Origin of the sequence: Mesorhizobium sp. M1334 (assembly GCF_040317995.1) — a bacterium.
In the GTDB taxonomy this organism is placed as follows: domain Bacteria; phylum Pseudomonadota; class Alphaproteobacteria; order Rhizobiales; family Rhizobiaceae; genus Mesorhizobium.
Genome location: NZ_JAMYLM010000010.1, coordinates 178299 through 202207 on the forward strand (window position 1 = coordinate 178299; position 23909 = coordinate 202207).

Genomic DNA, 23909 nt, shown 5'->3' on the forward strand with positions numbered 1-23909 from the left:
ATGCGGACCGCATGGTCGGTTTCAGGCAAAACAGCGTCGATGGTGAACCGGCAGGGCTATAGTGGTTGTTGCGTGTCGATAGACACGATTTGCAGAGAGCACCGCCGTGATTCACGGTCGCCAAGATATTTTTCCACCGCGAACCGTTTGCCAGACGACCTCTAAGATGCTTATCGGTCACAGCGCACGTGTCATTCGAGCGTCCGCTTTCGAGCGCAGCGAAATCACCACGGAGTGTCATGAAATGAGGCGCAAAGCCGCCGTTCACCTCTCTTCAAGTCAACGCTCCGGCCGGCAAAAACCGTCGAGGCCTCCAATAAGGTGAAATCGGTATTTCACAGTGACGCGCAACCAGGGTGATGAAGGTATGCCACAACTCACCGAGCCTGATTGGCGAACCATCGTTAGCCGTCTCAACCTGAAATCGCGGCAACGTTTGCCGACGACTGATCCAATACCAACCGCAATCGCTCCATTTCCGGGCGACTGTGTTCACGGGCGGCAAGAATCTGGGCTCTTGTCTGCTTGAGTTGCTCAAGACCGAGAACCAAGGCGCCCTGCAGCCGCTTGCGGTCGCCGAGAATGTCCTGGTCGATCTGCGCGATATCGCGTGGATCGATCGCTCGGGAGGGGTCGAAGACGAAGCGGGCTTCGACGGACTTTCGCCAATTCAACAACTTCTGCGCGGTTTTGGGTCCGAATCCGGGCACGCTGTAAAGCTTGTTTCTCTCGACATCGAGCGCTGTTTCGATGCCATACGACTCCAGGACCTGTTTCTTGCCCGGTCCTATGCTCTCGATCTTTGCCGAGGAGATTTCAAAGTTGTCCAGGAACCGGTGCAGTTGCGCCTGACGGCGGTTGCGCTCGAGCTCCGAGATCCTGGCTACCCGTTTGGAAGGCAAGATGTCCCATTCGCGCCTGAGCCCGGCGAGCACCGTTTTTTGCCTGTCGAAAGCGTCCGGCCCGGCCCTCTGCATCCACGTGGTTTGCGCGTTTTTCCACTGGGTGGCGGTCTCGGCGGCGACGCGCCGGTATTCCGCAGCCTCACTGTCCCTGTTCAAGAAACCTCTCAACCCCAGAAAGACCCCCAAGGCGATGCCCAGCACCCAGATCTGCGCCATCATCAAGCCAGCGACGCCGACCACTGCGGCCGCTATTCCGGCCCGGAAGTTGGTGCGGCGCGCGTGCCCCTTGAGCTTCAAGGCGTTGGGATCTGGTGTCACATTCGTTTCGGGGACGGTCGGCACCGGCCCGGGATGTGGGATGGCGTCCACCTGCCGCTGGAATCCGGCGATATCGAAAAGCGTCGCCCCGCCGGCGGGAACAACGGTGGAGAAGAGCGGGACGCCCGTAGCGCCTTCCATTTTGCACCAAGGGCACGGCGATGAGCCAAGTGACCAGTGGCTGGAATTGGCGGAGCACTGCTTGAGGTTCGCTTCAAGTTCGGCCAAGGCAGCCACCCAGTGCCGGGCCACGGGCCTGCCAGCCGACGTTCCCCTTTGCGAGAAGGCATCCTCGAACATCTTTGCAAGTCGTGGGCCGACGATGGCGAGTTCGGGGGAACTCGGAGGCCTCGCCATTCCGACGGCGGGGGCGTTCGCCCCGTAGGGAAAGCGGTACTCCTCGATCGCCTTCGAGATCGGCATGTCGCCGGTTCCCGCGTAGCGGCCGGCAAAGGGGTGTTTTCCCATGAACAGCAACAGGAACACCATCACGGCCAAACCGAAATTGTCGTGATTGGGCGTCCTCACGATGCCCGAAAACGATCTGCTCTGCAGCTCCGGCGGTGTGAAGGTCTCGATGCCCACCTCGCAAAGATATTGCTGGCCCAGATAAGAGACCTGGAAGCTGTCGCAGTCGATCAGGCGCACGGTAGCGTCCTGCGCAACCAGCACACCGCCGTGGTTCACATCGCCGATGACGCAGGCGTTGTCATGAACGGCCGCAAATGCTCTCGCGGTGTTTGCCGCCACACGGGTCAGAAATCGCCAATCAACCCGCTGAAAGTCGGTTCTGCGGCTTTTGGGGCTGTAGAGCTGATGGATGCTCTTGCGACCGCAGATCTTCGGCATGATCAGCCCGATGGGCTTGCTATCCTTGGAGCAGACCAACCCCGTCGGCCAGGCCGTCAGCTTTTCGAGTGAATCGGTCTTGATCTTGCCCATCGCACGGATCTTGTCGATCCTCTGCTGCTCGAGCGGCCGGTGGTAGATCTTGGCGACATGGTTCTTGTGTGCAGCCAAGTCGTAGACGGCGCCCTCGCCGCCCTGGCCGACGATCTCGCCAAGTTTGAGGGCTTCCCCTCGCAGGGTGAACACCTCGCGGACCTTGGCATTCATTTTGCGGCCACCATCGGTTCAGCTGGCGATCTCGTGGCCAGGATCAGCGACTTGTCATCATCGGTCCTCTCGCAGATCTGCGGCGAAAGCAGATAGGCCTTCAGCCCATCCGACAGCGTAGAGTCCTCGCCCGCCACCGCCGATCGTCTGACGGCCGGGAACATCGTATCGAAGAAGGGCTGATGGACGCTGCGCGAAGCCTGGTGCAGGACGAGGTTCTCGATACCGTCCGAGAACAGCGCGACTTCGTCAATGCGCCGCGGCGCGAACTCAAATTCGAGGACATCCGCGACATTTGATGACGTGACGAAGTTGGTCGTGTTGGCAAACTCGCCGTGCTGCGGCCAGAACACGTAGGACCATCCGTCTTCACTGCCGTGCGAAACGACCATTGCGCCGTCACCGACCTGAAAGAACACCGTGCTTGTCGGGCCGAGGATGGCAACAAGCAGCGTGCACGTATAATCGCGCACCTCGTGCCCGAGTGCGCGCGCATGAGCGGCGATGCGCTCGGCAATTTCGGTCACCCAGCCCAACGCTTTTGGCCGGTCGATCTGATCGAGCGCACAGTTCTCCGCGAAGTGCACGAAAATGAGCTCCAGCAGGTTCTGCCCGGCCAGCCAAGACCCAACCTCCGAATGCGCCGCAGTGCCAGCGCCGTCGCAGACCGCGGCCGCGAGGATTGGACCTTCCCTGCCCTCGATCAGGGCATGGACCGAATTATCCTGACAGGGCTTGCCGGCCGTGACATGCGAAGTGCCGATGGCGCTAGCCGACGCTATGCGCCAAGACATCACACCTCAGCCCAGCCTGCGGGGGACTGGAGGGCCACGGTCTGTCCGACCTGCGACTGAGAGACGCCCGACAGCGATGCGGACAGCCATGAGAACAGCTCGCGGAATTTGAGGCCACTTAGCTTCAGCGGCTGGCGTGTGGAGAGCTTGGCGAGGATGTCCATGTTGGCACCCTCGACGCCAACGGCGAAGAACGAAAACGCCTTTGCCGCCTCGCCGGATTTGACCGCGTTTTCGGCAGCGACGATGCTGTCCGTAGGCGCGCCGTCCGTCATCAGAAACACCCAGGGCCGGTAATAGGAGATGCCGTTCGCGCGGTACTCATCTTTGCGACGTCGCAACATCTCGAGGCCCTGCTCGATCGCCGCACCCATTGGGGTGTCGCCGCTGGTCGCTAGCGTACTAGGCGTAAACAGGTCAGCGGTCTGAAACGGCGCGACGATGTTGACCGGTCCGAAGGTGACGATGGCGACCTCGACACGTTTCATCGCCAGGCTGTCGGCCGCGAGCTCGTCCTTGAAAGCGACAAGGCCTTGGTTCAGCGCGTCGATCGGCGCTCCGCTCATGGAATAGGAGGTGTCGAGCAGAAGGAGGCACGGGCACCGAGGTTCGGGGTTATCCGCGAACTCTGCCGCCCCAAACGGTATCTGATCAAATTGGTTGGACATTTTACTCGCCTTTTTCGCCGAAATATCGCTTCCCGCAAGCCCGGGTCTCCCGGCACTCGGCAGGTAGCGTCCAAAAATTATTGAAACCGGAATTGCAAAGCGCGTCGATGCGCTTGCCCGCCCCAATTTTCAATCCCCTCCCTATCTACAGATGCTCGGTTTCTGCTGTCAATTGACTTGAGATTTAGCCACGCAAAAGTCGATTCGACTTTCGCGGACTGCTCTGTTTTGTATTGTGCAGGGAGGGTGAAATGGTCAGCCAACAACGGATCGGCTGGGGCATCGCGGTTTTCTGCGCAATCGGGTGGGCCATGTCGAGCATCGACGCCCGGTCGCCACCCCCCGCCCCGCCCGCGGCCCCCGCGGCAACCACCACCGCGGCGCTTCGGGTACAACCGAGCAACAGCTCGATTGCCTATGCAAAGCCCGACGCGGTGGCTGCCCAGAAGCCTAGCCCCGCCACGTTGGTTCGCTGGCTGTACACCACCAAAAACGTCCGTGTCAGGGTCGCGCCGGACACCGAGGCGCGTATCATCACCACGCTTCCACTGGGCGACCTGGTCCAGACAAACGGTCAACAGGGAGACTGGTACAATGTGACGGTCTCCGCACAGATCGGATGGATCCATGGCGACTACCTCAGCGAGGCGAAGCCGGTCGAGCTGACTTCGACCACACCGGTCGCTCCAGCGGCTGCATCAGATGACGGCAGCGTTTCCGAGCATGCCTCGGGCGAGCCTGTCAGAGACGCCGTGGTAGGCAGATGCGATTGCCCATACGACCTGATGCGCAATGGGCGTTTATGCGGGGGCCGGAGCGCCTACAGCAGGCCCGGTGGCAGGAGCCCGGTGTGCTACTGGTAGGAAGGCTGCGCCGCGAGTAGCGACCGGTTGATCCACCCCAAAGTGACATCGTCCTTGCTGATCCGCGCCCAGCGACCGTTGATTTCGACGACTGTCAGAGTGGTGCCCGCCGGCACCTGACTCACCACGGCCCCAGCCATTGAAGGATCCGAACGGATATTCGCGGTCCTGGTCACGACTGCCGTTGGGAAGTGCTCGCCTGGCGGCGGCTCGACCGCTACCGAGGAACCCGGATCGGCTCCCGATAACGTGCTTGGCGTTTTCTGATCACCAGCGGAGGTGGGCCAGCTATCGCCAACAGGTGCGTCCTGCTGAACCGGCCCTTTGGGTGCTTCCACATACGGCGGCGGATTCGAAGGGGTGATGTCGCGGCTTGCCGGCGGCAGCGGTTTGGTCTGCCCTGGTTCCTGGCGGTCGGTTCGGGGTGCCAATGTCGGGTTTGGCATAGCGCTGGATTTTGTGTCGGAATTCTGGGCCATCAAGGCCGCCCCCACACCGACGACGCCGATAACAAGCAAGGAGACTTGCGCCGCACGGCTCCCCCTGGCGGCGTGGTAGATCAGGGCCACGAGTGCTGCGATCAATAAGCCCAGAAAAAGAGCTGATTTGCCGCTGCGTTTCGAAGAATAGGACATGCCCGAACCGGGAAGACCAACAGTGCTCTGAATGCCGCCACGGCCCATGTTCAATGTGGAGCCGGGCTTGCCAAAAGAGGCACTGCGGAGCCCCTTCCCGGTGACGTTCAGGCGAACGCCGGCAATAAGCCTCAATGACTTTCTGTATCTAAACCCCACTGCGCCCCCGCGCGTATTTTGAAGCGAACATTAGCGTTGGGGCACTTGCGAAGCAACTTCCGTTTCATAGAACTCGAGGCCAAGTAGTCTATCGATTTGAAAGTTCCGTTCGCGCTTACCGGCTTCGCCGCAACGGCCTCCACTTTGGCCGAGCCTTGATCTTAAGGTGTCCCGACATCGATCTGCAGCACCGGAAGCGCTATGTCCTGTTGCGCAAGATATGATTTGAGGGTCTCCTGGAAACGCTCAATGTCTGGCAATACCTTGCGGCCCACACGGATGATTTATCACCCTTTGGCTCTTTCTCGAATACAACGTTGATCTGAAGATCGGCCAGCGACGGGTTCAACACGAGAAACCGATCGAGGCTGCTGTTCAGAGCGGTGCGCTCCTCGGACAGCAATTGATCCAGAAACTCATAGCCCTTCATCCGCGGTCAGCACTTTTGCTCCCCTCCCCGCCACGGTTCGGTCGAAGAGGTGACCAAGCAGGTACCCTCTCCGGGGGATAACTGGCAAGTTCACTCTTTGTTCTATTCGGCCGCCCTGCAATCCTGTATACTTTGAGGCGTTCATTTGCACCACGTTCCCTTGCGAGGATCTGCCTGATGACTGTCCAGCCCAGGACTCTCAATGAGCCGACAATCAGCTGCCCGAGCTGCAAGACCGACATCAAGCTCAACGAGTCGCTCGCGGCGCCGCTGATTGCGGCCACGCGCGAGGAATATGAACGGCGACTGGCGCAGAGCAACGCCGCCATGACGGCCAGGGAGGAGGAGGTTCAACGCAAGCAGGCGGCTATCGACGCCGCCCGGGATGACATCGACAGCCAGGTCGCCGAAAAACTCAAGCTCGAACGTGCCGCCATCGCCGCCGAAGAGGCCCGCAAGGCAAAACTTCTGGTCTCGACCGACCTTGAGGACAAGGACAGGAGGCTGGGCGAGATGGAGACGACGCTGAGGGCGCGGGACGAAAAGCTCGCCGCGGCGCAGTTGCAGCAGGCCGAATTTATGAAGCAGCAGCGGGCGCTCGACGATGAAAAGCGCGAAATGGCGCTGACCATCGAAAAGAGGATCCAGGAAGGGTTGGACGCCGTCCGCGTCAAGGCCAGGACCGAAGCCGAAGACGGCCTCAAGATGAAGGTGGCCGAGAAAGAGGAACAGATTGCCGGCATGCAGCGCCAGATCGAGGAGCTGAAGCGCCGCGCCGAGCAAGGATCTCAGCAGCTTCAGGGCGAGGTCCTTGAGCTCGAGCTGGAGTCGCTGATCGCCAGCCGGTTCCCGATGGACATCATCGAACCGGTCGCCAAGGGTGAGTTCGGTGGTGACGTGCTGCAACGCGTGGTGGGACCGGCCGGCCAGCCGTGCGGCGCTATCCTGTGGGAATCAAAACGCACCAAGAACTGGAGCCAGGGCTGGCTGGGCAAGCTGCGGACAGACCAGCGCGCCGCCAAGGCAGACATCGCGTTGATGATCTCCGAGGCGCTGCCTGCGGGAGTCGAAACGTTCGATCTGGTGGATGGCGTCTACATCGCCCATCCCAAATGCGCGATTCCGATCGCGATCATGCTCAGGCAGTCCCTCATCGAGCTCGCCAACTCCCGCCTCGCCCAGGACGGCCAGGCCACCAAGATGGAGCAGGTCTACGGCTATCTGACTGGCCCCAGGTTTCGCCACCGGGTCGAGGCGATCGTCGAGAAATTCTCCGATATGCAGGACGACCTTGCCAGGGAAAGGAAAGCCACAATCCGCCTGTGGGCCAAACGGGAGGCTCAGATCCAGGGTGTCATCGAGTCGACCGTCGGAATGTACGGCGATCTGCAGGGCATCGCCGGCAAGGTGATGCAGGAGATCGCGGGCTTGGAGGTCTTGGCCATAGAAGCATCCGCGTCCCTCCCCGATTGAGAAGGCGAATCTAAACTGGATATCGGATTTGAGAACGAGGGCAAGCTGCTCCTTGTTACGGATGATCCGTCAAAAGCGGACCGCAATGTCAAGAAGCCGCCGCGCTGAACCCCCTCGCCCGGCCGGTCATCAGATTGCTATGCAGCCTGCGGTTTTTGCGCCAAGCTGTGCGGACAATGAAAGCCTGCCCGTGACGGACCGTGAAATCCACCTTTACCTCGATGATAGCGGCAGCCGCGAGCCAGACCGACAACCAAAGGAGAAGCGGCGGGACGAGATGGATTATTTCGCCCTCGGCGGCATCCTCATCAACGAGGAAGACGTCGACGAGCTCTACGCGCGCCATAAGGCCTTCTGCCAGAAGCACGGGATCACCTACCCGCTGCACTCCTGGGCGATCCGGGGCGGCCGTGGCGACTTCGGCTGGCTGAAGAAGCCCGAGGCTGCTTTTGAGTTCCTGGGAGATTTGCAGGGGATGCTGCTTGCACTGCCCGTGATCGGCATCGCCGCGGTGATTGATCGGCCGGGCTATGTTGCCCGCTACCGGGACCGGTATCAGGACCAGTTGTGGTTCATGTGCAAGACCGCCTACTGCATCCTGATCGAGCGCGCCGCCAAATACGCCCGCAGCCAGGATCGTAAGCTGCGCGTGTTCTTCGAGCGGGCAGGCAAAGCCGAGGACCGCGACCTGATAGCCTACACGCGGACCCTGAAGACGCAGGGGATGCCGTTCGACGGTGCCAACTCCGCCATCTACGGGTCGTTAAGCGCCGAGGAGTTCAAAGACATCGTGCGCGGAGAGCCGCGCGGCAGAACCAAAGCCACGCCGATGCTGCAGATCGCCGATCTCTACCTCTATCCGATGGCCAAGGGCGGATATGACCCGTCCTACCGGCCCTACAAGGCCCTGATGGACAACAAGCGTCTGATCGACGCGCACCTGCCGCAGGAGGACCTGGCATCCTGCGGCATCAAATACAGCTGTTTTGACAGGATAAAAAACAAAGACCCGGACTAGCCGGGCCTTCGTTTTGAAAAGTTCGGCTGGCGCCTGGCGCCAACCCCGGAGCGATGCTCACGTCCAAAGTATGGATATTGACGCTCTCTTTGTCAACACCCCGGGTGAACCTCGGGTCGGGGGGTCCCTATCTTATCGCTTGCATATAGCGTGGTTCGTCTGATCAACACTTCATATTATCAAGTCCTCTACTTCGGGCGCAGCGCGGTTCCCCGGCCCCTGAATCCAGGGACATAGGCCGGACGAACCTTGAAACACCCCTCCCCTGAATGCAGAACCGTCCCCCAATGCCCTTGCGTCATCACGGGAAACCACCATATCTGGATGCAGTTCACCACAGGGAGCCTCATATGGCCCAGCCAGAAACCGCCAAAGCAGACGTCCACAAGCTACGCACCAACGAGAAGAAGTGGACCAAGGCACTCATGGCCACGGGCTGGAGCTCTTTCCCCAACATCATCATCGAGAAGCAGCAGGCTCTCGGCCTCGATGCGCTCGACATGAACATCATCATCCACCTGGTCCAGTACTGGTGGCTGCCCGACAACCTGCCCCACCCCTCGGTCGAGACGATCGCCAGTTGCGGCTCAGCATTGAGGGTTCGCCGCTGCTTCTCGCGCTGGTGAAGGACAAGATGAGCGACAATGAGCAGGCGTCGACTGTGTTCCTGCCCCTGCAACAGGGATCCCCGAAAGCCTTTCTCAGCTACTCGTTCGACGATCGCGAGCTGGCAGAGACGGTCGCGCGCGCCCTGATGGCGGACGGAATCGATACCTGGTGGGCGGAATGGGAGATCCGTTCCGGAGATTCCTTGCGCCGCAAAATCGACGAGGGACTGGGCAACTGCACGCATTTCATCGTGCTGCTGACTCCGAGCGCCATGCAGAAGCCGTGGGTCCAGCAGGAGATGGATGCCGGCCTAGTCCGCCGCATCTCTGGGCAGGCGGGCTTCATAGCCCTTCGCTACGGTGTCGCGGCACGGGAATTGCCGCCGCTTCTGTCGGGCATGCTCTCACCAGAACTTGATCCCGCGCGCCTAGACGAAGGCGTTCGCAATCTGGTGAACGACATCCATGGCGTGACGCGTAAGCCGCAGCTCGGCCCAGCGCCCATTGCGGCTGTGCAGCCGGCGACGGGTTACTCCAAGGTCGCAACGGCAATTGCCAAGATCTTTGTTGAGGAGACGTCGGATGCAATGTTCTCGCACCCTCAGAAAGGGGTAGATGAGCTGGCGGCCACCATTGAAGCGTCAGAGGAGGACATCGAGGACGCTCTGCACGAGCTGCGCGATCTGGTTTCCGTCAGCTTCGGCCGCGTCTTGCCCAAGGAGGACCTGTTTGCCACATTCGACAAATATTTCATGGATTGGTCGCCCGAAGATGACGCGCTGCGTATCGCTGCCGACCTGATCAACGACCCGTTGATGCCCCACGATACAGGCCAGGTCGCCGAGCGGTACGGCTGGGAGCCGAGGCGCATAAACCCCGCTCTGGCCTATCTGATGGCCCGCAAGCTGATCGTCGACTACAAGGTACTCGCCAGCCAGTACAATTCGATCCGGGTGGTGAAAACGGACGCCACGCGGCGCTTCGTGAAAAGCCGAAGTTGAGGATGCCAATCCGCAGGGTCATGCCCGACAAGGTGCAGTGACCGGGGAGCCCGACCGCAGGACCATGGAGCAGTCACCCTTCTATTTTGGCAAATGGGGAGACGTCCCCATCGACGGCGATGTGAGGCCATTTAGCATCTTCAATCCGATCCGCAGCGGGGCGGGACGGACGAACCGAAAACACCACTTCATTTCGGTCACCTATATGGAAGGCTTCGCCGATGACCGCGGCCGCGTCCAAGTCTATCGGGCCGAGGCGCCAGAGGCACCGCTGCCGAAGCAGCCGAGGGCAACTGGGTACGAGAACTACTATTACTCTCAGAAACTCCCCGGTGGCGGTCAAGAAAACCACAGATTCGAAGACCTCTGGAATCCGATCGAGACCGTTTGGCCGGAAACCGTCCGTGCGCTTCAAGCACGTCGTCTTTCACCGGCTTTATCCTTCAATGTCCAAGGCATGCAAACGATCATGCGCACGCGCGTTCCGGCGACCCGTGATCGCATTGCGCTTATGCTGGAGGCTAAGCTGCGAAACGAATGCAAGGTGCTCGAGGAAATCGGTAAACTGCCCCCAGACTTGGAACGCTACGCCGGTCAGTTCGACACAGTCCCGGTCGGCATCAATCCGCAAGAAACTCTGCTCGCGATGGAGGACGAATTCCAGACGTTCGGCGATCTCTGCTTTCGGCTTGGCTTCGAGGTTCTTCACAACAAGACCGACATCCCATTCCTCACCTCCGACAATCCGGTGTGCACCTATGACCCGCGCAAACCGCTGCTCGTACGCACCCCCTACGATCACTCCGGTGATATCGAGCTGATCTTTCCCCTGACCGCCCGCATGCTGGTGCTCGGTTCAAGCAAGCGTCAGCCGTTTGGCGTCCTGTCACGGCACCGCGACGTCACGGATAAGCACAAAGTTCGCCGGTTCAATCGAACAATCGCTCAATTCGCGTACAGGACGACCGTCGGCCAGGACCGGTCAAGCGATGCGCTGATTTGTGCCCATGCGCATCTCGTACCGACGATCAGCACCGAGGTCCGCCGACACAACAATGAAATCCAGATCGTCTGGCGGCATATCTTCGGGCCGAAACCTGCTCTTTCTCAGTACATTGACACCCCGGAAAAGGCCTCTCGGCTAGAAGCGAAAATGGCCTCAGCCGCATCGAGCCCCGTGTCCGACGGGAGCTAGTAGCGCAGGAAAGAGACGTCGGCACTGCGGCGCGTCAAGCGCCTCTGGCAGCAGTATTCCCTAACCAAGCCGCAGCTGTTGCTTCGACAGACCATCCCAGATTAACCCGCTGAAAGAAGGGGATAGATTGAAATTCCGCAGCTTGACCATGCGAGGCGTGCTAGTTCTCTCTGCAAAGGAGTCATCATGTCCGACGTGACGCGGGAACGCGTGACAGACGAACTTCTCCGCATGGAAGAAGATTGTATTCATTCCGGCAAAGCGCACTTCAACGCTTCAGCGCGCTGGGCGGTGTGGAACTATGTCTTCGGCATTCCCTCGGTGATCCTCAGCACCGCAGCGGGCGCTGCTTTTTTCAAGGACTATCCTGTCGTCGCGGGTTCCATGGCGCTTTGCGTTGCCGTCCTCACGTCGCTGATGACGTTGTCGATACCGGATCAATACTCCCCATAAGGGCCGTTTGAATCTTTCCCAGTTTTCGCGTCGCCGCCGGCCCTCGGGGGCGCGCCCCGGTGGACCGGCGGCGCGTCATCACCGATACTGCTCTCGATGGTCGAGAGGGGAATGGCGGTGATCAAACTTGGGGAGATAGTCATGATCTTGGATATGCATCGGCAGGGGCTGTCGGTGTCAGCGATCGCCAGGCAGACCGGCGTCGATCGAAAGACAATCCGCAAATACATCAAGCGTGGCCTTGAGGCCCCTGCCTACGGACCAAGGGAGCCGCGGGCGACGGTGATTGATCCATTCACCGCCTATCTGCGTGAACGGGTTGCTGCCTATCCCGGCCTTAGCGGTCGGCGGCTCCTGCGAGAACTGAAGGATCGTGGGTACGCTGGTGGCTACACTACCGTCACGGACTTTCTCAGAGACGTTCGTCCGACCTCAGAACCCGGCTTTGAAGTTCGGTTCGAAACAGCTCCCGGCGAACAGGCCCAGGTGGATTTCGCCCAATTCCATGTCGTCTTCACCGACGAGCCGGCAACCCCCAGGATCGTCTGGCTGTTTTCTATGGTGCTGGGCTATAGCCGTCTCATCTGGGCGCGCTTTGCTATGCATCAGGATCTGCCGACAGTGCTGCGATGCCACGCGGCGGCGTTCGATGCGATCGGCGGCGTTCCGCGCGAGATCCTTTACGACCGAATGAAGACTGCCGTCATCGGCGAAGGCGAAACGGGCGGCATTGTTTATAACCGCGCTCTGCTCGATCTCGCCCGCCATTTCGGCTTTCATCCAAAGGCCTGCAAACCGTATCGCGCCAAGACGAAGGGAAAGGTCGAGCGACCATTCCGCTATATTCGTGAAGACTTCTTCCTGGCGCGCTCGTTTCGCAACCTTGATGATCTTAACATCCAACTGCGGCAATGGCTGGATGTCGTTGCCAATCCGCGTGTACACGCCACAACGCAGCGCGTCGTCGTCGAAGCCTTCGCGGAAGAGCGCCTTCATCTGCGTCCCTTGCCACTGGCTCCGTTCCGATCCGTTCTGCGGCTTGAGCGCAGGATATCCCGGGAGGGCATGGTGAGTGTCGGGGGAAACGCATACAGCGTGCCCGACGCCACCAGAAGGCGGCTCGTCGAAGTTCACACCTTGGCCAATGAGGTTCGAATCTTCGAAGACGGTGCGCTGATTGCTGCGCATCCGGTGTTGGAAGGTCGCCATCAGCGCCGCGTCGAACCAGGACACAGAACCCTTCGCTCAGCCCCGCGATCGCGATCGCGCGTCAACAACGACGAGATCATTCTTCATGGATCCGGAGACCGGGTCACACAGCGGCCGCTCGCCTTCTACGACGCCGTGGCCAGAGCTATGGCACAGGAGAACCGCCCATGAGCGCCGCGCTCGATTCCGTGCCGTCGATGATCGACCGCATTCGCCATGACCTTGTCGGCCTGAAGATGCCACGTGCCCTTGAAGCACTCGACCATATTGTCCGCCGCCTGGAGCAGGGCGAGCTGTCGGCACTCGAAGCAATCGATATCCTCCTTTCCGAAGAGCTGACCCTGCGCGAGAACAGTCGCATAAAGACGGCGTTGCGGATGGGTCGGCTGGCAACCATCAAAACGCTCGCCGGCTTCGATTTCTCTTTCCAGCCCTCCCTCGATCGAGATCGGATCTTCACGCTCGGGCAACTGGGTTTCGTCGAAAGGCACGAGGCCGTCCATTTCCTCGGGCCGCCGGGAACCGGCAAAAGCCATCTGGCTATCGCGCTCGGCGTCGAAGCTGTCAAAGCGGGCAAAAGCGTCTACTTCTGCTCGCTGGCCGATCTCATTGCAGCGCTGTCCAGGGCCGAGCGCGAGGGACGGCTGCAAGAACGCATCCGCTTCTTCTGCAGGCCAAGTCTGCTGATCGTCGACGAGATCGGTTACCTCCCGGTCGTTGCCGGCGGCGGCAATCTGTTCTTCCAGCTCGTCAACGCCCGCTACGAGAAAGGGGCAATGATCCTGACGTCCAATCGCGGCTTTGCAGAATGGGGAGATGTTTTTGGAGACGCCGTGGTCGCCACCGCGCTTCTCGACAGGCTTTTGCATCATGCCGTCGTCGTTCAGATCGAAGGATCAAGCTACAGGCTGCGCCAGCATGCCGAATTGATGCCTGAGCACGTCCGCTCGAAAGCCCTGATTACCCCACCGTCCTTCGCTCCACCATCACGGCCGCGCGGTCGACCGCCGAAAAATACCCAATTCTCAATGCCGTCCGAGACGGCATAATTGGGGAATTTTACTTCGGCACTTTTGGGGAAATTTCACCCGGTATTGACAGACGTTCCTGAAACCCGGTGAGAAGTCGGCTGACCACAAGAGTTCGGGCGACCAGTACCTGGCGCTACGCAACAATTCCCGCGTTTTCCGCGAGGTCGAACTCGACAACACGCCCGATGCCGAAACCGTGCTGACCGCCCTGAAAGGCTTCACCACGCGGCGCGATGAACTGAACCAGGCAAGCCCTGCTTTTTCAGACCGCGATTTTAAGAAGGCCCGCGACGGCATTAACGCCGGCGAAGCCAAGCACGCGGTCGACAAAGGTTCCCACCAATGACAGTCAATAGCTATCTCGTATCCCGTGCAAGCGACGCGGTGCTCTCGGCCGACGAGAAGGCCTCGATCGCGACCTCGGTCATGACCTTGAGCTCCCGGCTGGCCAGTTATTTTACGGTCGCCGGTGATGGCCTAACGTCGCATTTCCGGTTCGGCTCGCACACCCGTGGCACGATCCTTCCCCGCAAGATGGATGCGCACTCGGACGTTGACTACATGATCGTTTTTGAAAAAGGCGGACTGAACCCACAGACCTACCTCACCCGACTGCGTAAGTTCGCCGAGCAGAAATACGCCAACTCCGAACTCTACCAATCGAGCCCCACGGTGGTGCTGGAGCTCAACCATATCAAGTTCGACCTAGTGCCCGCCTTGTTCTCGTGGGGCACGACGTATCAGATCCCCAAGGGTCCCGATGAGTGGCAAAGCACGAATCCGAACGATTTCAACAGCACGCTCGAGACTGTCAACGGCAACAATTCCTATTTGATCAAGCCAACCGTCCGCCTCGTCAAATTCTGGAACGCAGAAGCCGGCTATGTCTACGATTCGTACGGCCTCGAAAAATGGATCGTCGGCCTGGGCTTTTATGGCTGCTACACCCAGAAGGACTACTTCTTCAAAGTGTTCGACAACCTGTCGGCGAACGAAGTGGCCCAATGGCGCAACGACAAGATCACGCGCGCCAAGGACATCATCGCCAGGGTCCGCAAGTACGAAGCCGATGACATGCCGAATTCGGCTGAGATCGAGGTCAAGAAGCTTGTCCCGGCATAGCGAGCGATAGCTCTTCCGTTCCGGCCAACGCGGCTGAGCCTGCTGTCCCTGTAAACGCGATCATGCGCATCAGTGATCGCAGGCCGGTCAAATGCGGTGTCTCCTCCCCGTCGTTGGAGTGAGCACCTTGAGCGAAGCCAGGTCAACCTGTCCAACGTGCCCCACGCCTCTGTGATTGTGACATGCGCCGACGCTCCAAACACCTATCAGTCGCGTCGAGCTAACCTAGGAAACCTGTTGAGGCTCCACGACAACTCGAGCTTCGGGCGGCGATTGGCGGGTTAACGCTGGGGACTTTGTCCGAACAATCTAGTCCTATTTCGGACGAGATCACGGTTGAGACGTCAGAAATATGCTACGAATTTCGGACAAGCCTCACAAACAATAAGCTGCGGCTATTCGTCGAGTTCGCCTCCGACACCCTCTGGGCCGACGGCAAAGTCTGGCATGATGTCACCGCCCAGCAACTTCTCCTTCGACAGCAGCCCGGCATCCTCAAGCGCCTCGAAATCCGGCAGATCGCGCAGCGTGTCGAGGCCGAACTTGAGCAGGAGCGCTTTTGTCGTCACGTAGGTGTAGGGCGCGCCGGGCGTCGGGCTACGCGGGCCCGAAGCGATCAGGCCGGCACCGCGCAGATGACCAATGAAATCGCGACTGATCTCCTTGCCGAAGAAAGACGACAACTCGGCGCGGGTGATCAGCTGGAAGTAGCCGATGCACATCAGCACGAGCACCTCTGACTGCGTGAGGTCTACCGCGCGCTCGTTACCGCCGACTGCACTGCGGATGGCGTCTGCATAGGCAGGGCGGGTTAGATGCTTCCAGCCGCCCGCAACAGCGACCAGGTCATAGGGGCGACCACGCAATTCCTCGCGAATGTCATCGATCAGCAGGTCGATGCTGCAATTCTTTCCGACAACGCGGGCAAGCGTTTCGCGAGTGACAGGCTCGCTCGCAGCAAAAATTGCCGCCTCGACGCGATTCATCCATTCGCGCCAGCGCGCCTCCGGCGACAGGTGATCCAGTTCCGATCAAACAGCTGGTCAGCTGATCGACGGTCATCTGACCGGCTCCCCCCTCGCCTGCGCGTTGCCTCCGCCATCGTCTGTTCACGCACCGCGCCGAGTTCGACCAAACGGTCGAACAGGCGGCGCGGCCCACGGTCGCTCATGCCGACGATGTTTTCCGAAGCGACAATCGTCGGAAAGAAGTCTTTCGACCACGAGGTACGCCGCCTTGGCCCGGAGTTTTGGAGCGACTGCAAGCAGCCGGTCGGCGCGGCGCTCGAGCTCGGCGGAAAGATCAATGGCGCGCAGCGCGGCGCGCGCCTGCGCGGCCAGCAGGCCTTTCGCACGCTCGGGATGTGTATCAATGCTTGTCGCCACAGAGGTGACTGCCGATCGACGCGGGCGAACGCTTGTGGCCAAAGCAGCTTCGGCTCCCAGCAGCGGCACCACGTGGGCCCAACCCAGCCGTTGCGCCAGCAGGGCGTCGGCGAGCCAGCATCCCAAGGCTCGTGCGAAGCCATATTTTTCGGCGGCGGTGAACGCGCCGGTCAGCATGCCGACCATTCCGATACCCGCGGAAAGCTGTCGAAGATCGTCCGCCAGGTCCCTGACTACGTCATCGTCGCGGCGGAGGCCGAGGTCATCCAGCACCGCGCCGATGCTCGCCTCGGTCAGCAGTTTCTCGGCAGGCGTGCCGGCCAGCCGGCGCCAAGCCAGCAGCATCGATCCGGCGGGACCGACGTACAAAAAATCGCCCGGCCGGGTGAGCAGCACGGCGTCGCGCAGCGCGCTTTCATCCTCGACACGGCCGGCCTGCTCTTGCCGTTACCGCGGCCGCCGTAAGCGCCAGCCGCTGCCGCCAGCCGCTGCCGCCAGGCGCCGGCCCACCGCTGCTGCCGGCGGACCACCGCATCGAGCGCGCCGATGGCGGCGCCTGCGGTGAGCGCGACGTCCTCAACATCTCTTCCCGCAAGGCTTTGCGCATCCGGGAGGGCCCGGCGCAGCCAGGCCGGGACCGCTGCCATCGACGCGGTCGAAGGGGCACCCACAAGCGTGGCGTGATGGCGGAGGGAGGATTTGCGACGCAGAACCATCGAAAGCACGATGATTCATGGCGGCGCTTTTGGCAACAAACATACGTGAAAAGCGCTGCACCTGTCGCACGGATACAACGAACGATAATCTTGCATTATCAGAAGCTTATTCTCTTGTCATTGCCCACGACAAGGGCGGCAACCTCTCGATCCTCGCTTCAGATTACTCCCCAGGCACGAAACCTCCCCCTGCCCGTCATCTCGCGCAGACCAAGCTCGCCGACCAGGTTGAGCGCCCCCTGTTTTGTCACCTTTAGCCGCTCCTGGATCATGCCAGCCGAGACGAGCGGCCGCGAGAGTACCAGCTCGACCAGATCGGGCAGTTTCGAGCTGGCGCGCCGTTGTTTGAGCCGCCGCTCCATCTGGCTTTTTGCCAGAACCAGCCGATCGTGTTCCTTCAGGCCAGCCACTGCTGCGTCGTGGATTCCATCGAGCAAGGCGAGCAGCCGATCGCCGCGATTGCGCGCCCGCCGCCGCTCGCGCGGAATGTTTTTCGCGCCGAGATGAATGCAAGCGAGATGGTGGGCGGCGAGTCCTTCCTGGCGCAGCAGCGCGGCGACGAACAGTGGGCCGAGCCACGTCGCATGCTGCAGCACCTCGATGTCCGACCAGGCTTCGAGCAGGACCGCAGCGCGCAGGACGACTGGTTGCCCCCGCGTTTCCGCGAGCACAGTGTGCCATTCGGCCAGCCGTTCTTCTTCATTCCAGTCGAGATCGTAGATCAGGCCGTTTTGCGGCTCCGGCCGGCCCTCCTTTCGAGCCGGCACGTCCGCGCCATTCAGAATCCTGGATGAGCGCGCCAGGACGGCATCGATCTCGGCAAATTCTTCGGCCAGCCGGTCGGCCTCAGCGTCATCGCGACCATCGGCTTCAAAAGAGCTGGCTCCAGCCCCCTCCCCGTCCCTGCCTTTTTGGACCGCCGCCGGCATGGCGCCGCCGCGACCGGTCAGCGCCAAAAAACCGTCGCGGCTGAGCGCCCAGTCCGGCTTTTGCGCAAAAATCCGCCGGCGGGTTCGCAGCACCGCGTGCGCCCGGGTGAGTTCGTGGGTCGGGGTGCGGATGTCCATCTGAGCGTCGTGCAGCACGAGGTCCTCGAGGTGGACGAGTTCGCCTTCGAGCCAGAGCGCGGAAGCCGCGTCGGCAAAATGCTGGCGCTCGACAAAGCCGTCGCGGACCGGTGAACGTGCGACCCGCTCGTCGAGGCGGACCAAAACCTCGGTCGCGCGGGCAACCGGCCCGATCAGGGTTTCCAGCGGCAGTTTGTCGAGCGTGTAAGCCATTGTTTTCATGATGGCTGATTCGCGTTGGTCAAGCTAGTGAGGGTATCACTGGACTTACGTCGTGTTTCTTCAGGGACAAAAATCACTATCGATAATGACCTCATATCGGGACTGTACAGCACGACGCCCTGGGACGCTCAGGAGGCCGAAAAACGGTGCTTTTCAGGCTCACCGAGGCGGTAGAGCCGATGCAAAGGCCGCCTAAAGACGTTTACAAACGATCGTTTGTTGGTATCTTCGGTGTTTGTACAAACGCCTCGTTCCCCTGCTGAGAGACGCCGCAAATGGCCCGTGAAGCGCAAGATCGACGCTCCGGACGACCACGAGGCCGGCAAATCGGCTACGCGCGCGTGTCGACGGACGAACAAGCGACGGAAGCGCAGGAGATTGAGCTGCGATCGGCCGGTTGTGACGTCGTCGTTCAGGAACATGGATCCGGCGCGTCGAGAGCTCGCCCGGCCCTACTGCGGTTGATGAGCGACATCGGCGCCGGCGATGTCTTGGTCGTCGTGCGTCTCGATCGCCTGGCGCGCTCGGTCAGCCACCTTCTTCAGGTGATCGAGGATCTGACTGAGAAGGGCGCGCATTTCCGATCTCTGCGAGATCCAATCGACACGTCGACGCCACAGGGCATGTTTTCGCTACAGGTACTCGGCGCCGTTGCGCAGCTCGAGCGTGCCCTGATTTCGGAGCGAACCAAGGCCGGCATCATCGCTGCACGATCCAAGGGGCGACTGCCAGGCAATCCTGGTATCCGGGAGCGCAGGCCCGAAGCCCTGGCGAAAATGACCGCGATACAAAAGGCGGCTTATGGCCGACGGCTACAATCAACTATGAACCAATGGCTTCCGACGGTCCGCCGGATGCGACCACACCATAACTGGGACGACATCGCTCGGGTCCTGAAGCAGCGCGGCCTCGACTGGACGCCTGAACGACTGCGGCGGGCAGTGAGGTGGCTCGTCACCGAGCACCTGGCCGAATCCACACTGCTAAAGCGGGCGTCTCCTCTGCCTCCCGAAGATCGCCTGATGACTCTTGTGGCAGGGATTTCGCAGTCTAACCCAGACCTGTCGCTCCGCGACATCGCTGGCCAGCTCGAGCGCCTGCATGAGCGAACCCCACGAGGAAGCGCAAAATGGTCTGCCTCCTCAGTCAAGAACCTACTCGATCGAGCCCGCCGGCTTGGACTCGTCGCCGAACTACCCGCGAGCTGACCGTCATCCCGCTGCACAACAGTCCTCAGTTTACAGTCGTGGCTGACGCTCGACATTCCCGAGCCGCTTGTACGCGGCCCAGGCATCAGCTGGAACAGCGCTGCCGGCCCGCGTCAGCCAAGCCGCTCGATCGGATTCGGTAAGCGAATTCCACCACACCATCCCGGCGGTTTCATCGGGCGTCGGTTCCGGGTCGTGTTCGTTTTTCATGCCTTGGATGCTCTCATAAGACGCTCGTCCCGACAAGCGCTGCAGCCACCGTCCACGGATCGAAACCCGCCCGGCTGATCATGATCCGCGCCCTGGCTTTTCGAGGCTGCGGCGCAACGCATCGCTGATTTCCAGCCGGGATTCGGTGCGCACAACCTTGCCTGCCGCCTCCAAATCGACGGCAGCGGCTTCAGCTCCGGTCGTCTTCGACGCGTCAAGCTTGGCCCGCAACAAGGCCATCACCATCGGCCAGACCGAGAACTTTCCGACCTTTGCTCGATCTGTCAGGCTGCGCAAATAGCCGCCGGCGCTGTTGATCTGGTCCTGCCGGTGGTAGATCGCGGCAATGGTAATCGCCGCCTGCTGCTCACCCATTGCCGTTCGCGCTTCCTCCCAGGCGCTCGGGCTGACGCCCATGGACGGTCGGGCAACTTCGGCCGCGGCCAGAAATTCACGCCAGTTGCGGATTCCGCCGCCGCCCTTCACCAGCCAAAGCATGTTCGGGCAGGCATCCAGCACGATCCCTAGCGGCAGTTCGCGTTTCGGTAGGCTCCGTACGTTGTCGGTGTCCGCAACGTCGCCGCCCGCTTCATTCTCATTTCCTAAGCGACTTTCAGATTCAAATTTAGAGTCTGGTTTTGAATTCTGTATGTGGCGCCCATTCTGGGACTCATTGGCATCCACTTTATGTGTTTTTACAAATGATTCCAACGCTTCACGCACTTCAGCCCAAAGGCCTTCAAGTTCTTCGGCAATCGCCTCGAGAGTCTGCCTGGGTGCAGTGCGTGGTATCTGACCAACAATCGCCTGGTAGGCCTGCTGAACCCTGCCCCAGTTCGCCGGCACGCCTTCCTCAATGCCGGTGTCGATCATCTTGACGATGTCACGACGGCATATGGTTAGCCGCTCCTTAACGAGACGAAGGGCCTTCTTCTCAGATCTGACCGCTTCCGCAAGATCCTTGAACTCCTCAGCACGCGCGACGATCGGCGAGATGTCAAAGCCATAGGCTTGCTCGATCTCGCCCCCCTGCCCTTTCCGGGCGAAGCGCTTGCCGTTTGGGCTGTCCCGACGGATGATCAATCCACACTCGACCAGAACGGCCAGGTGTCGCCGTAAGGTCGTTGGGGGCATGCCATTGGCGCGGCGGATCAGCTGCTCGTTGGATGGCCATACAACCAGTTCGCTGTCGCCATAAAGCGCCGTGTCCGGATGGAACGACAACAGCGCGTCGAGAATAGCCAAAGCGCGATCAGTGGCGCCCAGAGCGATCCTGGCGTCCTTGATATCTTGGAAGACATGCCATTTGTGGACGGTCGCGTCCTTCGGCACGGCCCTCGCGGTGACTTGGCTTGAAATCATGCCAAGCGTCATTGGCCGCCGCCCAAAGGGCGTCGTCGCAATATTCGTCTCCATTTTCTTTCACCCTCGATTAGGCAAAAGAAACCTGCTCGCCAAAACGACGCCAATGACTCTTGACAGTGATTCGTGGAGATGCGATTCTCAGTCAGCTACTACGGAGAAGGGCTTCCACGACGAAAGTCGCTTGGGGGCCTTTTTCTTTTGCGGTTTCAGTCTCCAGTTGCTGCTTTCTCCGTCTTTCTGAAGGCCTCGTAGAGCCCTTGCAGATTGTCGGAAATCCAAATTCCAAAGCGGCTGCCATCCGTCTCCTTTACGGCGATCGTGACGGCCTTCCCTGCTCTCTGAACGCTGACGCTAACCGACTTGTCATCCGGAGCCCACGATTGGACGCCGGGTTTCACACTGGCCTTGCGGACGCGCTTTTCCTTTGCGTTCAGGGCCATGAACAACTGCTCAAAGCGTCGGTTACTCTCTAGCCCGCTGAATTCGGGTTCGGAGAGGATTTCATCGACTATGCCCGATTTCTTGGCGACCAGCAGGGATAGCTCTACCCACCGCTCGCGGCCTATAGATGGAGCTGATCCAATTTTACTTATGACAGATGGCGGGATCCGTGTAGCAACCGACACCATTTTCGAGACGGCGGCGGCATTTGCAGCCAGTGCCGACGAGATGACATCTCTGTCGTAATTCAACTCCTCGAGACGCTTTGCGAACATCGCCTTCTCGATAAAACTTAAATTTGCTCGGGCAGAATTCTCCTGGCCCTGAGCAATGACATGAGCCTTGTCGTCGATCTCCTTGATGACCGCCCTAACCTTCCGTTGGAGATCTCGGGCCACCCGGACACGCCGATGCCCAAAGACGATCATGAAGCGGCCTTCGATGCTCGGGTGGGGGCGCACAAGAATGGGGGAATCCTGACCCCTCTGCTGAATCGCTTCCAGCAGTTCCTGATACTGTTCCCTGTCGTCATCCATGCGATCGGAAACGAACGAGCCGTCAATAGCGTCCGGGTCGAGTTCGACTACATGCTCACCTTCAAGGTACGCATCCGCCTGCTTTGCCAACTCATTAACGGAGCGGATCATGGATTTCGAAGCACCGCGAATCGGATAGGCCGCAGTTGAGCTAGATGTCGGCTGGTCGTCTGCCTCCGTCTCTGCGAGGCCGGAAAGAAGATTCTTACGTGCCATCTTGGTCTACCTCTGGATACAACCTAGTCTGTTGAAAGCGCTGCGCAAAAGTCCGTTTTTGTCAGCGGACAAGTCAGCGCCCCCATGCTTTATGTATCAACGTAGCGATTTCTCCGTTTACGACATCGAGTGCATCCATTGCCCGCTCGTATGTGGAACGAGTCATCGCGTTTTTTTCGACTTCGTAGAGGCTCTGCTTGGTAATCCCCGCATCAGAAATCGCCGTGGATTTCAGCATCTGGTTCTTGAGGATGAACTCACCAAAAAGCGTGTGGAGGAACGCTACCATCTGCGCCTGCGGCTGATCCGTCGGCTCGTATCGCGTTATAAGATAGCGATACCACTCCAGGTTCACCTCGGCACCCGCTGCCCGGATTGGCTCCAGAATATTCCCGAGCATCAACAGGAATTGGCCCATTGACATGACATCGAGCATCTGCGGATGGATCGTTATCAAGACTGACGTTGCAGCGGTCAACGCTGTAATTGTCAAATAGCCCAGTTGCGGCGGGCAATCGATAACGACGACATCATATAGGGCGTCGACCTCACCCAATGCCGTCGAGATGCGCGTGAAAAACGCCCTTCCCACGTTAGACGTCCTGTCCGTCATCGCCAAAGGCGTGTCGTATTCGAATTCTTGCAGCTCAAGGTTTGCTGGGACGATATCCAGTCCTGGGAAATTTGTTGGCCTGATGATTTCCGAGAGAGAAACCTTCTCGTCGTCGTAGCGGATCGCATCGTAAAGCGATTTCGTTTGGTCGAGTTCTGGCTGGAACCCGTGCAGTGAAGATAGCGACGCCTGGGGATCAAGATCGACAGCCAATACACGGTGTCCCGTCAGAGCGAGATACTGGGCGAGATGAGCTGCTGTCGTTGTCTTGCCGCTACCTCCCTTGAAATTAACCACAGCTAGGATTTGAAGTTTCTCGCCCGACCGACGATGGGGAACATACATGCGGGCGTCGGAGCGCCCGTGTTGGTCAAGGTATTGGCGTAGCTCGATCATCTGCCCGGCCGTGTAGGATCGTCTGCCAGAAGACGAGGTTTCAGGTACTGGGCCTTTGCCCTCTAGATGTAGTTTTTTTAGATGGCTCTGAGAAACACCGAGATACGTCGCCACCTCCGCCAACGAAAAAGAACGCAAATTCTTCTTGGCGTGGGGAGGAAAACGCTGCATCGAGAGAAGGTGAAGCTTCTTTGATATCTGATCCCCTTGTTCGAGAATGCGCTTCTCGAACAGCAATGGGGTTTTCGCGGGAACGGGCGAACTCACGTTCATTCGATTAAGACTCTCTAAAAACGATTTTTGGCGGAATGTGGCCAAGCAACCGTCATTATGTCCGATTCGTTCGAACCAGCAAGAAGTTTTAACTTAACAAGAGGTTAATGCCCTCTGATCGCATGCTGCGCGGCATAACGAATATTATCTGATTCAAGGATATTGGCGCAAAGTTAAAATGTCTTGATTCTGCAAAGTAGGAATGTCGCCCTGCTCGCTGTCGAGCGAGGGAGACGGCAGAATGGGATTGATCCTCATGAGCG

23 protein-coding genes and 1 pseudogene are annotated in these 23909 nt (G+C 59.8%); 12 read left to right on the top strand and 12 right to left on the bottom strand.

Translation table 11 applies throughout. The features are described from left to right. Nucleotides 1-413: 413 nt before the first annotated feature. The 3 genes from NKH17_RS19075 to NKH17_RS19085 are packed head-to-tail and all read right to left on the bottom strand — an operon-like array spanning nt 414 to nt 3801. Nucleotides 414-2339 (bottom strand): helix-hairpin-helix domain-containing protein, encoded by a 1926-nt coding sequence (locus NKH17_RS19075; protein ID WP_352971971.1) that lies wholly within the window; start codon nt 2337-2339, stop codon nt 414-416. Continuing rightward, on the bottom strand, nt 2336-3133 hold the full coding sequence (locus tag NKH17_RS19080) for a PP2C family serine/threonine-protein phosphatase (protein WP_352971974.1): 798 nt from the start codon (nt 3131-3133) through the stop codon (nt 2336-2338). Before NKH17_RS19080 ends, NKH17_RS19075 begins: the two co-directional genes overlap by 4 nt. Further along, a complete protein-coding gene (locus tag NKH17_RS19085; RefSeq protein WP_023679066.1) occupies nt 3133-3801 on the bottom strand; it encodes a vWA domain-containing protein in 669 nt (222 codons plus the stop codon). Before NKH17_RS19085 ends, NKH17_RS19080 begins: the two co-directional genes overlap by 1 nt. A gap of 251 nt (nt 3802-4052) precedes the next feature. Between NKH17_RS19085 and NKH17_RS19090 the strand changes: the two genes are divergently transcribed. Next, entirely contained in the window at nt 4053-4664 is a 612-nt protein-coding gene (locus NKH17_RS19090; protein ID WP_352971977.1) for an SH3 domain-containing protein, read from the top strand. On the opposite strand, the gene NKH17_RS19095 is transcribed toward NKH17_RS19090, so the two are convergent. Continuing rightward, the gene (locus NKH17_RS19095) at nt 4655-5458 is read right to left on the bottom strand and encodes a DUF4236 domain-containing protein (protein WP_352971979.1); all 804 of its coding nucleotides are present in this window, start codon (nt 5456-5458) and stop codon (nt 4655-4657) included. The two genes, NKH17_RS19090 and NKH17_RS19095, sit on opposite strands and share 10 nt — an antisense overlap. A 607-nt stretch (nt 5459-6065) precedes the next feature. Between NKH17_RS19095 and NKH17_RS19100 the strand changes: the two genes are divergently transcribed. From NKH17_RS19100 to NKH17_RS19145, 10 genes are all read left to right on the top strand, one after another. After that, on the top strand, nt 6066-7361 hold the full coding sequence (locus NKH17_RS19100) for a DUF2130 domain-containing protein (protein ID WP_352971982.1): 1296 nt from the start codon (nt 6066-6068) through the stop codon (nt 7359-7361). Nucleotides 7362-7551: 190 nt separating this feature from the next. Beyond that, nucleotides 7552-8379 (top strand): DUF3800 domain-containing protein, encoded by an 828-nt coding sequence (locus tag NKH17_RS19105; RefSeq protein ID WP_352971985.1) that lies wholly within the window; start codon nt 7552-7554, stop codon nt 8377-8379. A 350-nt stretch (nt 8380-8729) separates the two neighbouring features. Further along, nucleotides 8730-9005 carry a hypothetical protein gene (locus tag NKH17_RS19110; RefSeq protein WP_352971987.1) on the top strand — a complete coding sequence of 92 codons (276 nt, stop codon included), beginning with the start codon at nt 8730-8732 and terminating at the stop codon, nt 9003-9005. Further along, nucleotides 8960-9988, top strand: coding sequence for a toll/interleukin-1 receptor domain-containing protein (locus tag NKH17_RS19115; RefSeq protein WP_352971990.1), 1029 nt, complete (start codon nt 8960-8962; stop codon nt 9986-9988). The genes NKH17_RS19110 and NKH17_RS19115 overlap by 46 nt, the downstream gene beginning before the upstream one ends. A 64-nt stretch (nt 9989-10052) precedes the next feature. Next, nucleotides 10053-11183, top strand: a complete 1131-nt coding sequence (locus NKH17_RS19120) for a DUF4238 domain-containing protein (protein WP_352971992.1) — start codon at nt 10053-10055, stop codon at nt 11181-11183. A 186-nt stretch (nt 11184-11369) separates the two neighbouring features. Further along, entirely contained in the window at nt 11370-11636 is a 267-nt protein-coding gene (locus NKH17_RS19125; RefSeq protein WP_352971994.1) for an SLATT domain-containing protein, read from the top strand. A gap of 117 nt (nt 11637-11753) precedes the next feature. Further along, a complete protein-coding gene (istA, locus tag NKH17_RS19130; RefSeq protein ID WP_352972033.1) occupies nt 11754-13016 on the top strand; it encodes an IS21 family transposase in 1263 nt (420 codons plus the stop codon). Continuing rightward, the gene (gene istB, locus NKH17_RS19135; protein WP_352971996.1) at nt 13013-13894 is read left to right on the top strand and encodes an IS21-like element helper ATPase IstB; all 882 of its coding nucleotides are present in this window, start codon (nt 13013-13015) and stop codon (nt 13892-13894) included. The genes istA and istB overlap by 4 nt, the downstream gene beginning before the upstream one ends. Nucleotides 13895-13952: 58 nt before the next feature. Continuing rightward, a complete protein-coding gene (locus NKH17_RS19140; protein WP_352972036.1) occupies nt 13953-14222 on the top strand; it encodes a hypothetical protein in 270 nt (89 codons plus the stop codon). 38 nt (nt 14223-14260) lie between these two features. After that, nucleotides 14261-14998, top strand: a complete 738-nt coding sequence (locus tag NKH17_RS19145) for an SMODS domain-containing nucleotidyltransferase (protein WP_352971998.1) — start codon at nt 14261-14263, stop codon at nt 14996-14998. Between the two features lie 395 nt (nt 14999-15393). Here the strand turns inward: NKH17_RS19145 and scpB are convergent. The 4 genes and pseudogenes from scpB to NKH17_RS19160 all read right to left on the bottom strand — a co-directional run bounded on the left by scpB (nt 15394) and on the right by NKH17_RS19160 (nt 18379). Further along, nucleotides 15394-16100, bottom strand: a pseudogene (scpB, locus tag NKH17_RS19150) (SMC-Scp complex subunit ScpB). A 7-nt stretch (nt 16101-16107) separates the two neighbouring features. Next, nucleotides 16108-16779, bottom strand: a complete 672-nt coding sequence (locus NKH17_RS19155; RefSeq protein ID WP_502910604.1) for a DUF1403 family protein — start codon at nt 16777-16779, stop codon at nt 16108-16110. Further along, nucleotides 16677-17099, bottom strand: a complete 423-nt coding sequence (locus NKH17_RS33440) for a DUF1403 family protein (protein ID WP_502910607.1) — start codon at nt 17097-17099, stop codon at nt 16677-16679. The genes NKH17_RS19155 and NKH17_RS33440 overlap by 103 nt, the downstream gene beginning before the upstream one ends. Before the next feature lie 158 nt (nt 17100-17257). Continuing rightward, entirely contained in the window at nt 17258-18379 is a 1122-nt protein-coding gene (locus NKH17_RS19160; protein WP_352972001.1) for an RHE_PE00001 family protein, read from the bottom strand. Nucleotides 18380-18663: 284 nt separating this feature from the next. Here NKH17_RS19160 and NKH17_RS19165 point away from each other — a divergent pair, with 284 nt between their 5' ends. Beyond that, nucleotides 18664-19596 (top strand): recombinase family protein, encoded by a 933-nt coding sequence (locus NKH17_RS19165; protein ID WP_352972004.1) that lies wholly within the window; start codon nt 18664-18666, stop codon nt 19594-19596. A gap of 30 nt (nt 19597-19626) precedes the next feature. Here the strand turns inward: NKH17_RS19165 and NKH17_RS19170 are convergent, their stop codons facing one another. The 4 genes from NKH17_RS19170 to repA form a co-directional block, all read right to left on the bottom strand. After that, the gene (locus NKH17_RS19170; RefSeq protein WP_352972007.1) at nt 19627-19806 is read right to left on the bottom strand and encodes a hypothetical protein; all 180 of its coding nucleotides are present in this window, start codon (nt 19804-19806) and stop codon (nt 19627-19629) included. A gap of 78 nt (nt 19807-19884) precedes the next feature. Then, nucleotides 19885-21222: a plasmid replication protein RepC gene (gene repC, locus NKH17_RS19175; protein WP_352972010.1), complete on the bottom strand. Its 1338-nt coding sequence runs from the start codon at nt 21220-21222 to the stop codon at nt 19885-19887. Between the two features lie 155 nt (nt 21223-21377). After that, nucleotides 21378-22364, bottom strand: coding sequence for a plasmid partitioning protein RepB (gene repB / locus NKH17_RS19180; protein ID WP_352972012.1), 987 nt, complete (start codon nt 22362-22364; stop codon nt 21378-21380). 73 nt (nt 22365-22437) lie between these two features. After that, nucleotides 22438-23646, bottom strand: a complete 1209-nt coding sequence (gene repA, locus NKH17_RS19185; protein WP_352699546.1) for a plasmid partitioning protein RepA — start codon at nt 23644-23646, stop codon at nt 22438-22440. Nucleotides 23647-23909: the final 263 nt, after the last annotated feature.

Bases quoted from the DNA above. Each gene is read 5' to 3' on its own strand.
- NKH17_RS19160 (WP_352972001.1), bottom strand. From the start codon at position 18,379: ATGGCTTACACGCTCGACAAACTGCCGCTGGAAACCCTGATCGGGCCG.
- repC (WP_352972010.1), bottom strand. From the start codon at position 21,222: ATGGAGACGAATATTGCGACGACGCCCTTTGGGCGGCGGCCAATGACG.
- NKH17_RS19110 (WP_352971987.1), top strand. From the start codon at position 8,730: ATGGCCCAGCCAGAAACCGCCAAAGCAGACGTCCACAAGCTACGCACC.
- NKH17_RS33440 (WP_502910607.1), bottom strand. From the start codon at position 17,099: ATGGTTCTGCGTCGCAAATCCTCCCTCCGCCATCACGCCACGCTTGTG.
- NKH17_RS19170 (WP_352972007.1), bottom strand. From the start codon at position 19,806: ATGAAAAACGAACACGACCCGGAACCGACGCCCGATGAAACCGCCGGG.
- NKH17_RS19125 (WP_352971994.1), top strand. From the start codon at position 11,370: ATGTCCGACGTGACGCGGGAACGCGTGACAGACGAACTTCTCCGCATG.
- NKH17_RS19075 (WP_352971971.1), bottom strand. From the start codon at position 2,339: ATGAATGCCAAGGTCCGCGAGGTGTTCACCCTGCGAGGGGAAGCCCTC.
- NKH17_RS19090 (WP_352971977.1), top strand. From the start codon at position 4,053: ATGGTCAGCCAACAACGGATCGGCTGGGGCATCGCGGTTTTCTGCGCA.
- NKH17_RS19080 (WP_352971974.1), bottom strand. From the start codon at position 3,133: ATGTCTTGGCGCATAGCGTCGGCTAGCGCCATCGGCACTTCGCATGTC.
- NKH17_RS19100 (WP_352971982.1), top strand. From the start codon at position 6,066: ATGACTGTCCAGCCCAGGACTCTCAATGAGCCGACAATCAGCTGCCCG.
- repA (WP_352699546.1), bottom strand. From the start codon at position 23,646: ATGAACGTGAGTTCGCCCGTTCCCGCGAAAACCCCATTGCTGTTCGAG.
- NKH17_RS19085 (WP_023679066.1), bottom strand. From the start codon at position 3,801: ATGTCCAACCAATTTGATCAGATACCGTTTGGGGCGGCAGAGTTCGCG.
- NKH17_RS19120 (WP_352971992.1), top strand. From the start codon at position 10,053: ATGGAGCAGTCACCCTTCTATTTTGGCAAATGGGGAGACGTCCCCATC.
- repB (WP_352972012.1), bottom strand. From the start codon at position 22,364: ATGGCACGTAAGAATCTTCTTTCCGGCCTCGCAGAGACGGAGGCAGAC.
- istB (WP_352971996.1), top strand. From the start codon at position 13,013: ATGAGCGCCGCGCTCGATTCCGTGCCGTCGATGATCGACCGCATTCGC.
- NKH17_RS19165 (WP_352972004.1), top strand. From the start codon at position 18,664: ATGGCCCGTGAAGCGCAAGATCGACGCTCCGGACGACCACGAGGCCGG.